12 protein-coding genes and 1 riboswitch are annotated in these 11,541 nt (G+C 69.5%); of the genes, 4 read left to right on the forward strand and 8 right to left on the reverse strand.

The window, feature by feature from the left end:
* Positions 1-85 precede the first annotated feature (85 nt).
* The 5 genes from LRK53_RS04670 to LRK53_RS04690 all read right to left on the reverse strand — a co-directional run bounded on the left by LRK53_RS04670 (position 86) and on the right by LRK53_RS04690 (position 3,597).
* Entirely contained in the window at positions 86-592 is a 507-nt protein-coding gene (locus tag LRK53_RS04670; RefSeq protein ID WP_027492837.1) for a P-loop NTPase family protein, read from the reverse strand.
* On the reverse strand, positions 589-1,251 hold the full coding sequence (locus tag LRK53_RS04675) for a M24 family metallopeptidase (protein ID WP_027492838.1): 663 nt from the start codon (positions 1,249-1,251) through the stop codon (positions 589-591). The genes LRK53_RS04670 and LRK53_RS04675 overlap by 4 nt, the downstream gene beginning before the upstream one ends.
* Positions 1,252-1,264: 13 nt before the next feature.
* Positions 1,265-1,627 carry a DUF1304 domain-containing protein gene (locus LRK53_RS04680; protein WP_027492839.1) on the reverse strand — a complete coding sequence of 121 codons (363 nt, stop codon included), beginning with the start codon at positions 1,625-1,627 and terminating at the stop codon, positions 1,265-1,267.
* Positions 1,628-1,721: 94 nt separating this feature from the next.
* Positions 1,722-2,444, reverse strand: a complete 723-nt coding sequence (locus tag LRK53_RS04685; RefSeq protein ID WP_027492840.1) for a 2OG-Fe dioxygenase family protein — start codon at positions 2,442-2,444, stop codon at positions 1,722-1,724.
* 139 nt (positions 2,445-2,583) lie between these two features.
* Complete coding sequence (locus LRK53_RS04690; protein WP_027492841.1) at positions 2,584-3,597, reverse strand: cysteine synthase A; 1,014 nt, start codon at positions 3,595-3,597, stop codon at positions 2,584-2,586.
* A gap of 173 nt (positions 3,598-3,770) precedes the next feature.
* Positions 3,771-3,886: riboswitch (SAM riboswitch) on the forward strand.
* Positions 3,887-3,973: 87 nt separating this feature from the next.
* On the opposite strand from LRK53_RS04690, the gene metX reads away from it, so the two are divergent.
* From metX to LRK53_RS04705, 3 genes are all read left to right on the forward strand, one after another.
* Positions 3,974-4,996, forward strand: a complete 1,023-nt coding sequence (gene metX, locus LRK53_RS04695; RefSeq protein ID WP_027492842.1) for a homoserine O-succinyltransferase MetX — start codon at positions 3,974-3,976, stop codon at positions 4,994-4,996.
* A gap of 89 nt (positions 4,997-5,085) precedes the next feature.
* Positions 5,086-6,273: a cystathionine gamma-synthase gene (gene metB, locus LRK53_RS04700; protein WP_027492843.1), complete on the forward strand. Its 1,188-nt coding sequence runs from the start codon at positions 5,086-5,088 to the stop codon at positions 6,271-6,273.
* Positions 6,270-7,352 carry a homoserine dehydrogenase family protein gene (locus LRK53_RS04705; protein WP_027492844.1) on the forward strand — a complete coding sequence of 361 codons (1,083 nt, stop codon included), beginning with the start codon at positions 6,270-6,272 and terminating at the stop codon, positions 7,350-7,352. Before metB ends, LRK53_RS04705 begins: the two co-directional genes overlap by 4 nt.
* 1 nt (position 7,353) lies before the next feature.
* Here LRK53_RS04705 and LRK53_RS04710 read toward each other — a convergent pair whose 3' ends face one another.
* The 3 genes from LRK53_RS04710 to LRK53_RS04720 all read right to left on the reverse strand — a co-directional run bounded on the left by LRK53_RS04710 (position 7,354) and on the right by LRK53_RS04720 (position 9,687).
* The gene (locus LRK53_RS04710; protein ID WP_027492845.1) at positions 7,354-7,635 is read right to left on the reverse strand and encodes a helix-turn-helix domain-containing protein; all 282 of its coding nucleotides are present in this window, start codon (positions 7,633-7,635) and stop codon (positions 7,354-7,356) included.
* A complete protein-coding gene (locus LRK53_RS04715) occupies positions 7,632-8,960 on the reverse strand; it encodes a type II toxin-antitoxin system HipA family toxin (RefSeq protein ID WP_027492846.1) in 1,329 nt (442 codons plus the stop codon). Before LRK53_RS04715 ends, LRK53_RS04710 begins: the two co-directional genes overlap by 4 nt.
* Positions 8,961-9,087: 127 nt before the next feature.
* Entirely contained in the window at positions 9,088-9,687 is a 600-nt protein-coding gene (locus LRK53_RS04720) for a YceI family protein (protein ID WP_037089734.1), read from the reverse strand.
* 251 nt (positions 9,688-9,938) lie between these two features.
* Here LRK53_RS04720 and LRK53_RS04725 point away from each other — a divergent pair, with 251 nt between their 5' ends.
* On the forward strand, positions 9,939-11,528 hold the full coding sequence (locus tag LRK53_RS04725; protein ID WP_027492848.1) for a hypothetical protein: 1,590 nt from the start codon (positions 9,939-9,941) through the stop codon (positions 11,526-11,528).
* Positions 11,529-11,541: the final 13 nt, after the last annotated feature.

Here is an 11,541-nt window from a genome sequence, read left to right on the forward strand (position 1 = left end):
CGGAAAGTGCTGCGGCAAGCGCAGGGTGAGACTGCTCAGGTGCTTCCTGTCGACGGCATTTTCAATGGGCGACAAGTGCAGGCGATCAGCTGCGATCGACTGAATCAGTATGCAGCGGAACCGCCTGGATGTGTTCCGTCTTGTTGCCGCCGAAGGCATCGAAGATCTGCCGATGACGGCCATACGACCAGTCGTCGTCGCGTTCGTAATAGCCACTGACCCATGGCTGCAGATTTATCAGCATGGCGTCTTGTGCTTCCGGCGACGCGTACTTGTGCGGCTCCCACGGGCGACGCGTGTTGTTGGCGAGACAGGCATCGCGTCCGGGATTGAGGAATACCAGCTCGCTGCAATGCGGCGCGGCGGCTTCCACCAGCTCTCCGTAGCAACCTTCGATCACCCAGGCAACGTGACTGTCAAGGAATTCATGCAGCGACGCAGCGATGGCCTCGGCTGCACGGAGCACGGCAATCTGCCCCGGCTCCCACACGATGGTGTCGAGATCCAGGTGGGCCAGCGCGTGTCGTTTGGCCAGCAGCATGGCAAGTGTGCTCTTGCCGGAGCCGGAGTTGCCGTAGACGAGGATCTTCATGCGACGAGCAGGTCCTCGTGGAACGCGCCGAACGGTTCGGTCGGATGCGCGAGCTGGATTTCCAGCATCCACAATCCGCTCGATGGCGATGCTTCCAGTTCGCCGAGGTCGCCGCCTTTGTGGATCGCGTGCGGGAAATCGCTGATCCGGTGCCCCTTGATCGCGTGATTGAACCGCCAGCCCATCGCCGCGGCGCGTTCGCCGGCCAACGCGTACAGCACCTGGCCGCTCAGCCCTTGTATTCGCCACGCGTCAGCCACTTCGCCGAACAGCGCGCGCGCCGCTTCCGCGCAGGCCCGCCGTTGCGGCGCGTGGCCGACCACGAAAGTGTCGCCCACATCGCCCTCGTGGCCGTCGAAGACCAGGCCGAGGTCGATGAAGTAGCTGTCGTTCTCGCCCAGCCGCACGCCGGGCTCGGAGCGATGCCGGTAGGTCTTCAAGGTGTTCGCGCCGATGCGGATGATCGCCGGGTGCCACAGCCGCTCGACACCCAGCTCGCGAAATACGTCGGCGGCTTCGACTTTCGCCTCGTTCTCGCTGATGCCTGGGTGCATGCGCGCGCGGATGCCGTGCAGCGCGGCCCAGCTCTTCTCGCGAGCACGCTGCATCAGGGTTGGGTCGTAGCGCTGGCCGACGGCTTCGCGCAGAAGGGAGGTCATGGCTGGTGAGCCGTCAGGCGAGGTGGAGCAGCACCAGGGCAACCGCCGCCGGCAGGGCCTGGAACAGCAGGATCTTCCGGGCTGCGGTCAGCCCGCCGTAAATGCCGGCGATCAGCACGCAGCCGAGGAAGAACAGCTTGACGCTGAAGCCGGCGCCACCGTTGCCGAGCAGCAGTCCCCACGCCAGGCCGGCGGCGAGGAAGCCGTTGTAGAGGCCCTGGTTGGCGGCCAGCGCCTTCGACTGCTCGGCGAATTCCGCCGTGGTGCCGAACGCGCGGCGGCCGGAGGGCCGTGTCCACAGGAACATCTCCAGGATCAGGAACCAGACGTGCAGCAGCGCGAGCAGGCCGATCACGAGGTTGGCGGCGAGGGACATGCGATTTCCAGTGTGGTCGAGGCGTATGCCAGCGTAGCGCAGCCCAGAGGCTGTTCAATACCTGCGCCCGGCCCGCGCCAGAAGCCGGTTGCACTTAGTTCGCCTTGAACGTCACCACCAGCACGTCGCGGTGCGCCGGCTGTTGCGGGTTGAGCGGGGTGACTGGAGTGACGCCGTGGAACACGCGGTGGTCGTCGACCAGCGCCGCGTCGAAGGCGTGGGCGAGGGTGAAGCTGCCCAGCTCGCGGCCGTCCGGCGCATGGATGGTGGTGGTGCCGCGCTCGATGTTCTCGCGGTCGATCAGCAGCACCAGCACGTAGTCGACGCCATCGCGGTGCACGCCCTCGGGCGTGGGTTCGCCGGCCTCGTCCGCACGGGCCTCGATGCGGAACTGGTGCACCTCGACGTGCCAGTGGCTGACAGCCGGGGCCAGCGCGCCGAAGCAGTCATGACAGAAGGCGAGCATGCGATGCAGGCTGGCGCCGTCAGCGATCGCCGGCAGCACCGGCTCGAACCAGCGCTGGATGTCGCCCTGCAACGGGTTGTACTTGAGGCTCTGGTAGTGCGGCTGGTGCGCCTCGCGGCGGATGCCGCCATTGGCATCAACGGAGAACGTGGCGTGCCGGCGGCCCCGGTGGCGGCCGCTGGCGGCGAGGTAGGTGTCCGGCGCCAGCTCGTTCCAACTGGCGACGAAGGCGGGCCAGTCGCCCAGCGTCGGTGCGTCCAGCAGGTGGCGCATGATGTCGGCGGTGGCAAAGGCAAAGCCGTCGCGCTGCAGCCGGTTGTGCAGCGCGGACGTGTCGGGGAGGGGAGTCATCCGGATACGTTAGCAGGACGCCGGCAAGGCAGCGCTGGTTTTGTAGGAGCCCGCTTGCGGGCGATGCTTTGAAAGCCGGGATTCGGGATTCGGGATTCGGGATTCGGGATTCGGGAGAGCATCGCCCGCGAGCGGGCTCCTACGGGAAGGCCGTGGCGAGCCAGTCCGGCACCGGGATGTTCTTTTCGCGCAGGAACGCCGGGTTGAACAGCTTGGCCTGGTAGCGCGTACCGGCGTCGGCGAGCACGGTGACGATGGTGTGGCCGGGGCCGAGTTCGCGGGCCAGGCGGATCGCGCCGGCCAGGTTGACGCCGCTGGAGCCGCCGATGCACCAGCCTTCCTCGGCCAGCAGGCGGTGCAGCAGCGGCACCGATTCGTCGTCCGGGATCGACCAGGCCAGGTCGATCGGCGCGCCGTCGAAGTTCGCGGTGACGCGGCTGGAGCCGATGCCCTCGCTGATCGAGTTGCCGCTGGCGACCAGTTCGCCGGTGTTGATGTAGCTGGCCAGCGCCGAGCCGGCCGGGTCGGCCAGCGCGATGCGCACGCGCGGGTTGCGCGCCTTCAGCGCGCGGCCCACGCCGGCCAGGGTGCCGCCGGTGCCGGCGGCGCAGACGAAGCCGTCGACGTGGCCACCGACGTCGTCCCAGATCTCCGGTCCGGTGCTGGTCTCGTGCCAGTCGCGGTTGGCGGTGTTGTCGAACTGGTCGGCGAACCACGCGCTGCCCGGGTCGGCCGCGTTCGCCGCCTCGGCGTGGGCGCGCGCCTGGTGCGCGTAGTGGTTCGGGTCCTTGTACGGCACCGCGGGCACCAGCCGCACCTCGGCGCCGGCGATGCGCAGCGCGTCGATCTTCTCGCGGCTCTGCGAGTCGGGCATGAAGATCGTGCTGCGGTAGCCGCGACTGGCGCCGAGCAGGGCCAGCCCGATCCCGGTATTGCCGGCGGTGCCCTCGACGATGCGGCCGCCGGAGCGGATCTGCCCGCGTCGCTCGGCATCCAGCAGCAGGCCGAGCGCGGTGCGGTCCTTGATCGAGCCGCCGGGGTTGAGGAACTCGGCCTTGGCCAGGATCTCGCAGCCGGTCAGGGCGGAGGCGTGGCGCAGGCGCAGCAGCGGGGTGCGGCCGATGGCGGCGGAGAGATCGGGCTGGATGCTCATGGATGAAGGTTTCGTGGAGAAATGTCGATTTTGCTCCTTTCCTGCCGTATCCCAAAGGAATTTCCTTCAGTCTCGGGGTCGGCACGGCAGATGACAAAGTTAGATAGGCATATATACGCCTAGACGTTTAGACGTCTATTGACAGGCTGCCTCACAACATTCAATATCAGTCCCACTCATCGAGACCGGCTGAGGGACAGGCCCTTTGAAGCCGGGGCAACCTGCGGAGCGCTTCCGCCACGGTGCCAACTCCTGCGGAGGTGCTGCGGCACCCACCGGAAGATGGGCGTCATCCGGCTCGCGGCGGTCTGCCGCCGAAACCGGGGCTGGCGACCTTTCCGGTACTTCGCAGGGCGATGCCGACCGGAGAAGTTCCATGACGTTCCAGCCCGAAGCCCGCAGCAGCGAAGTCGCCGCCACCGCCTTTCCCCCCGCCCCCGAACCGCGCGCGCGGCTGGCCACCCAGCGCGGCACGCGCCGGCTGCGGCTCAGCCCGAAGTACGGCAGCGGCCCGCGCGAGGTGGACGTGGACTACCTGTGGTGCGGGGCGGCGGGCGCGCCCACCGTGATCGTGCAGGGCGGTATCTCGGCCGACCGTGACGTCACCGCGCTGGATGCCGCCACGGCGCCGGGCTGGTGGCAGGCGCTGGTTGGCCGCGGCGCGGCGATCGACCTGGAGCGCTGGCGCGTCCTGTCCATCGACTGGCTCAGCCCGGACCGGCTCGGCGCCGCTTCGGTCTCCAGCGAGGACCAGGCCGATGCGCTGGCCGCGCTGCTGGGCGAATTGGGCATCGCGCAGGCGCATGCCTTCGTCGGCTCCTCCTACGGCGCGATGGTGGCGCTGGCGTTCGCCGCGCGGCACCCGCGCAGCGTGGACCGCCTGCTGCTGCTGGCTGGCGCGCACCGGCCGCATCCGCTCAGCACCGCGCAGCGCAGCGTGCAGCGCGGCATCGTGCGGCTGGGCCAGGCCAGCGGCCAGGCCGACGAGGCGCTGGCGCTGGCGCGCCAGCTGGCGATCACCACCTACCGCGGCAGCGCCGAGTTCGGCCGGCGCTTCGCCGGCGGGCCGGAGTGGCGCGAGGAGCGCTTCCACTTCCCGGTCGAGGATTACCTGGCACACCAGGGTCGCCGCTTCGTCGAGCGCTTCGATGCGGACCGCTTCCTCGCGCTATCCGAGTCGATCGACCTGCACGACGTGCAGCCCGAGCGGATTCCCGTCCCGGCCACGCTGATCGGCTTCCCCTCCGACCGGCTGGTGCCGCTGGCCGACCTGTGCGAGCTGCAGCGTCGCCTGCATGGGCCGGCCACGCTGGAGGTGGTCGAATCGCCGTACGGCCACGACGCCTTCCTGAAGGAACCCGAACAGCTCGCGCCGCTGCTGCGCGAAGCGCTCGCGTAGCCGCGCGCGCACTGCCTTCGTAGGGCGGGCAGTGCCCGCCCTACCCAAGAACCCGCATTCACCGACTGACGAAAGACCTGGAGATCGAGATGACCGAGCCCACCCCCTGTACCCGCGCCGTGCGCGCCGGCATCGAGAGCGACACCCAGCACGGCGCCGTGGTGCCCGCGCTGCACCTGTCGACCAACTACAGCTTCGCCGGCTTCGGCCGCAAGCGCGCGTACGACTACTCGCGCAGCGGCAACCCGACCCGCGACCTGCTCGGCGAGGCGCTGGCGGACCTGGAGCAGGGCGCCGGCGCAGTGGTGACCTCCAGCGGCATGTCGGCGGTGGCGCTCGTGCTGGAACTGGTGCCGGCCGGCGCCACCGTGCTGGCGGCGCACGACTGCTACGGCGGCACCTGGCGGCTGCTCGATGCATGGGCGAAGAAGGGCCGCTTCCAGGTCGAGTTCGCCGACCTCACCGACAGCGCGGCGCTGGCTGCCGGCCTGTCGCGCAAGCCGGCGCTGGTGTGGGTGGAGACGCCGTCGAACCCGCTGCTACGCATCACCGACATCCGCCACGTGGCGCAGGCCGCGCATGCCGTCGGCGCGCTGCTGGTGGTGGACAACACCTTCCTGTCGCCGGCGCTGCAGCAGCCGCTGCTGCTCGGCGCCGATGTGGTGGTGCACTCCACCACCAAGTACATCAACGGCCACAGCGACGTGGTCGGCGGCGCGGCGGTGGCGCGCGACGCGGCGCTGGCCGAGCAGCTGAAGTGGTGGGCCAACTGCAACGGCCTCACCGGCGCGCCGTTCGACAGCTACCTGACCCTGCGCGGCCTGCGCACGCTCGGCGTGCGGCTGCGCCAGCACCAGGAAAACGCCGCGCGCATCGCCGAACGGCTGGACGCGCACGCTGCCGTACGCAAGGTGTATTACCCCGGCCTGGCCAGCCACCCCGGCCATGCGCTGGTGGCACGCCAGCAGCAGGGCTTCGGCGCGATGCTGAGCTTCGAGCTGGACGGCGACTTGGCGCAGATCGAGGCGTTCGTCAACGGCTTGCAGTATTTCTCGCTGGCCGAGTCGTTGGGTGGCGTGGAAAGCCTGATCGCGCACCCGGCCACCATGACTCATGCCGCGATGGCGCCGGAAGCGCGCCGCACCGCCGGCATCGCCGACAGCCTGCTGCGGCTGTCGGTGGGCATCGAGGACGGCGACGACCTGCTGCGCGACCTCGACGCGGCGCTGCTCCGCGCCGCGGCGGCAGGGACGTCCAAACGCCGGGTGCTTGCATGAGCGCGGTGCTGGCCGAGCGCGCGACGGGCGCCACGAACGAGGCGTCCTCCACCATCGCGATCGTGCTGTTCGGCACCGGCGTGGTCGGCGGCGCCTTGCTGAAGCTGCTCAACACCACCGCCGCGGGTTCGCTGCGGCTGGTCGGCGCGGCGAACTCTCGGCGCCAGCAGACCGACCCGACCAGCCTGGCCCGGCGCAACCTGCGCGAGCAGCTGAACCAGCACGGTGTCCCGCGCGACAACGTCAGCCTGCTCGCCGCGCTGGACGCCAGCGACGCGGCGGTGAAGGTGATCATCGACGCCACCGCCAGCACGGCGCTGGCTGCGCGCCACGCCGAGTGGCTGGCACACGGCTACCACGTGGTCACCGCGAACAAGGCGCTGGCCGGCGGCGAACTGTCCGGCTGGCGCGCGCTGCAGGCGGCGCTGGCGAATGGCGGGCGCTACGGCGATTCGGCCACGGTGGGCGCCGGCCTGCCGGTGCTGTCCACCCTGCGCCGCCTGCGTATCTGCGGCGACGGCCTGCTCACCCTGGAAGGCGTGTTCTCCGGTTCGCTGTCGTGGCTGTTCAACCAGTACGACGGCAGCCGTCCGTTCTCCGAGTTGCTGCGCGAGGCGCGCCAGCTCGGCTATACCGAACCCGATCCACGCTCGGACCTGTCCGGCGAGGACGTGGCGCGCAAGCTGCTGATCATCGCCCGCAATGCCGGCTTCGCCCTGGGCACCGACGAAGTGCAGGTGGAAGGCTTGGTGCCCGAGTCGCTGCGCGCGCTGGACACCGAAGCGTTCCTGGCAAGGCTTGCTGAACTCGACGTACCGCTGGCGGCGCGCCATGCCGAGGCGAAATCGCGCGGCTGCGTGCTGCGCTTCCTGGCCCGGCTCAACCAGCGCGGACATGCCCGCGTCGGCCTGGCCGAAGTGCCACTCACCCACCCGGCCGCGCGGCTGTACGGCACCGACAACCAGTTCGCGCTCACCACCACCCGTTACCACGCCCAGCCACTGGTGATCCAGGGGCCGGGCGCGGGGCCGGAGGTGACCGCGCAGGCGCTGCTGGGCGATGTGCTGGCGCTGGCTTGATTCAGCCGCCGGCTGGCGGCGTGCGCGGCAGGATACCCACGCGCATGCCGAATGGCGCGAACACCGCGTTGAGCGTGCGCACGGTCGGGTTGCCCTGGTCGTGCTCGAGTTGCTGCAGGGTGTTGAGCGAGATCCGGCACATGCGGGCGAACTGCTCCTGGTGCAAGCCGGTCAGGTCGGTGCGCAGCCGGCGCACGGCCGCACCGATGCTGGTGCGGCCGTCCATCAGCTCCGCTTGCAGCTGGGCCAGCAGGGCCTGGCGGTCGGCGAGGGAGGCGCTCATGCCAGCAGCTCCCAGCGGCGCAGGCGCGCGTCCAGGGCGCCCAGCGCGATGCGTGGGTGCTCGAACACCGCCTGCGGCAGGCCGAGGTCGCGCAGCAGGTCGGGCAGTGCGCGCAGCGTTTCGGCGTCTTCGCGCAGCTCGTCGTACAGGCGCTGCGGGTCGCCCCATGGTTGCAGCGCCGCACAGGCGGCTCTCCAGTCGACCTCGCCGGCAACTTCCACTGGCGTGGGCCACTTGGTGGTGCGCGAGATGCCTTCCTCGTCCATCACCATCGGCGCCAGGTCGTAGATCGGCGCCAGCTCCAGCCGGTCGGCATGGCGCAGCACCGCGGTGTTGCGGCCGTGGTTGTCGCTGTTGCCCAGCACCAGGTTGAGCAGGTCGCGACGCAGGTACTCGCGCAGCAGCGCCGGTACGTCGCCGGCCTGGCCGGCGGCCGCCCAGGCCGAGGCCAGCGCGGCGACCGCCTGCGGGTGGGTCATGTAGCTGCCGGGACGGGTCACGCCGGCCAGTGAATAGACGGATTCCACCGCGGTGCGCCGCACGACACCGTCGGCGATGGTGCGGTCGAAGCGCGGCAGCCACAGGCTGGGGCGGGCGGCTTCCTCCAGCCGCATGGCGTCGCCGCCGACCGTGGCGATGCCCAGCTTCGCCAGGGCGCGGTGGTAGCAGTGCTCTGCGCGCAGGATCGCCTGGTCGCTCGGCCCGCCGTTGCCGCGAGGGAACTTCACGAACCAGTGCCGGCGTGCCCGTGCGTCGTCCAGCGTGGCGTCCGGGTGCAGCAGGCCGCCGGCGTCCTCGGTGAGCAGCAGCTTGGGCGCCTCGCCGCCGGCGCCGGTGGCGCCGCCGATCGCCGCGCCCTGCTCGTAGGCGTATTCCAGGAAGCGCGCGTCGCGGGCCACCACCTCGGCCTTCGGGAAGCCGACCGACGGCCCGGCCAGCGCCTCGAACGCGGACTTGATGCGCAGGTGCCCGACCGGCGCTGGCGTACATTGCGCCAGCAACTGCAGATCGGTGGCGGTGGCGTCGGCCCCCGCCGGCAGGGCCAGGCGCTGCAGCAGGAAGCGCCGCGCCGCGCCGCTCGGCTCGATGTCAAACAGGAACGCCGGCCACTGCGGCTCGGCGCGTATGGTCCAGTCCAGCGGCAGGGTGGCGCTGGCCGCCGCCGCCGTGGTGGCGCCGAGCTGGTCCATGTGCGCCACCACGTAGGTAACCAGATAGCCCAGCGTGCAGGGGCTGGCGTGGCCATCAGCCGGGCGCAGGAACGCCAGCTCCATGGCGTCGTGCCACTGGCCGTCCAGGTAAAGCTGCACGGTGAGGGGTTCCACGCGGACTTCCGATGCCCAATATAATGGGTTCAGTCTACCTCTTGTCGGCCAATAAATCCAATATATTAGATTTCATAGCCAGTATAAGCCGTACAAACCTGATATAAAGTGTATTAACCAGCGAGTATCAGCCTTCCGTAGCGCCTGCCTCGGCGATCGCCTCGACCTGGATGCGCAGCGTCACCGTCATGTCGAAACCGTAGGCCTTGCCGGCGTCCATGCCGAAGGCGTCGCGCTGGAACGTCGCCAGCGCATCGGCGCCGCAGACTTCGCGTTTCAGCATCGGGTGCGGCATGCACTTGAAGCTGTTGATCTTCAGCGCCAGCGGGCGGGTCACGCCGTGCAGGGTCAGCTGGCCCGCCACCAAGGTCGGTGCGCCGTTGACGAAGTTGGTGAGCTTGCCCGTGTAGACGGCCTGCGGATACTTCGCCGTGTCGAACAGATCCGCGCCCTGGGCATGCCGGTTGAGCGCGTCCTGGCCGAAGTCGGCGCTCTTCATGTCCACCACGATCTCGACCGTGCCGTTGCCGGCGGCCTTGTCCAGCGTCGCCGCGCCGCGGCTGTGGTTGAACTTGCCGCGCCACACCGACAGCCCGCCGAGGTGGTCGGCCTCGAAGCTGGGGCAGGTATGGTCCGGGTCCAACTGGTATTTCACTTCGGCGGCGTGGGCGGTGCTCAGCGACAACAGGGCGAAGGCGTGGCCAAGGGTGCGGGTCATGGGCGACATGGGCGGTTTCCTTTCATGGCGAGAGGAGGCGATTGCACGAACGACGAACCGGGCGCTGCGATTTCGACAAGGCGGAACGAATGCCGGAGTCTCGCCGCGATCCGTATTGCACCGCTGCTCGGTTGCCGCCAATACTCCCGCACGCCCGGAAGTCCGGATGCAAAAGAAGATGACCCGATGAATTCCCGTTCGCCGGCCATGCCGGCATCCTCGCTCCGCGGCTGTGCGGTTTGCCCGGTCGGGCCCCACGCATGAACATATCAGCCAACCGCTGGTTCGCCCCCGGCGACCTCAACGGCTTCCTCGGGCTGGTGGTGGACAACCTGTCCATCATGGGCTTCCTCGCCGCGGCGCTGATCGGTCTGTTCGGCTTTCCCGCGGACATCGTGTTCCTGCGCATGTTTCCCGGCACCGCGCTCGGCGTGCTGCTGGGCAACCTTGCCTATACCGTGATGGCGCGCCGGCTGGCCCGGCGCAGTGGCCGCGACGACGTCACCGCGATGCCGCTGGGGCTGGATGCGCCAACCAGCATCGGCATCGCGCTGCTGGTGCTCGGCCCGGCCTTCCTCGGCTTCAAGCAAACCGGCATGGACGAACACGCCGCCGCGATCGCCACCTGGCAGCTGGGCATGGCTGCGCTGGTGGTGATGGGCGTGCTGAAGTTCGTGCTGTCGTTCTTCGGCGCGATGGTGCAGCGGCACGTGCCGCGCGCCGGCCTGCTCGGTTCGATCGCCGGCATCGCGCTGGTGCTGATGGGCTTCCTGCCGTTGGTGGAAATCCTCAAGCTGCCGGTGGTGGGCTTCGCCGGGCTCGGCGTGGTGCTGTACGCGCTGGTCGCGCACGCGCGCATGCCGTTTGGGTTGCCCGGCGTGCTGGTAGCGTTCGTGGTCGGCGCGCTGCTGTACTACGGGCTCGGTCCGTCGGGCTGGCTGGGCGCGGGCTACCACGCGCCGACGGCATGGCATTGGCGTTTCGCGCTGCCGTGGCCGACCTTGCAGTGGGTCGACGGGCTCGCCTACGTCGTGCCGTACCTGCCGCTGATCCTGCCGTTCGGCCTGCTGATGGTGGTCGGCGGCATCAACGTCACCGAGAGTGCGCGCGCCGCCGGCGACGACTATGCCACCCGCGACATCCTGCTGGTCGAGGCGCTGGCCACACTGGCGGCCGGCTTCTGCGGCGGCGTGGCGCAGACCACGCCGTACATTGGCCAGCCGTCGTACAAGGCGATGGGCGCGCGCAGCGGCTACACCCTGCTCACCGGCATCGTGATCGGGCTGGGCGGCGTGTTCGGCTATCTGTCGAACCTGGTCGAGCTGCTGCCGCTGCCGGTGCTGGCGCCGATCCTGGTGTTCGTGGCGATCGGCATCACCGTGCAGGCGTTCGAGGCCACGCCGATGCGCTACGCGGCGGCGGTGGTATTCAGTTTCTTTCCGGCGATCGCGCGGATGCTGACGATCAAGCTGAGCGACCCGACCTACGTCTCGCCGGAGCACTTCTCCCGGCTGTTCAACGACGGCACGCACGGCATCTCCGAGCTGGCGGTGATCACCGTGCTGGGCAACGGCTTCATCATCACCGCGATGGTCTGGGCCAGCTTCGTGGTGGCGCTGATCGACCATCGCCCGCGGCGCGCCGCGCTGATTTTGCTGCTGGGCGGGGCGCTCAGCCTGTTCGGCGTGATCCATTCGGTCGAGCTGTCCGGCGGCACCTACCTGCCGTGGCTACTCGATGCGGCCTCGCGCGGCATCGTGTGGCAGTTTGCCGGGGCCTATCTGGTGCTGGCAATCGTGCTGGTGCTGTTGTCGCTGGGCGATGCGCGGCGCACAGCAGCCGTTCGCTGAAAACAAAAACGCG

This window comes from Rhodanobacter thiooxydans (assembly GCF_021545845.1).
Taxonomy (GTDB): domain Bacteria; phylum Pseudomonadota; class Gammaproteobacteria; order Xanthomonadales; family Rhodanobacteraceae; genus Rhodanobacter.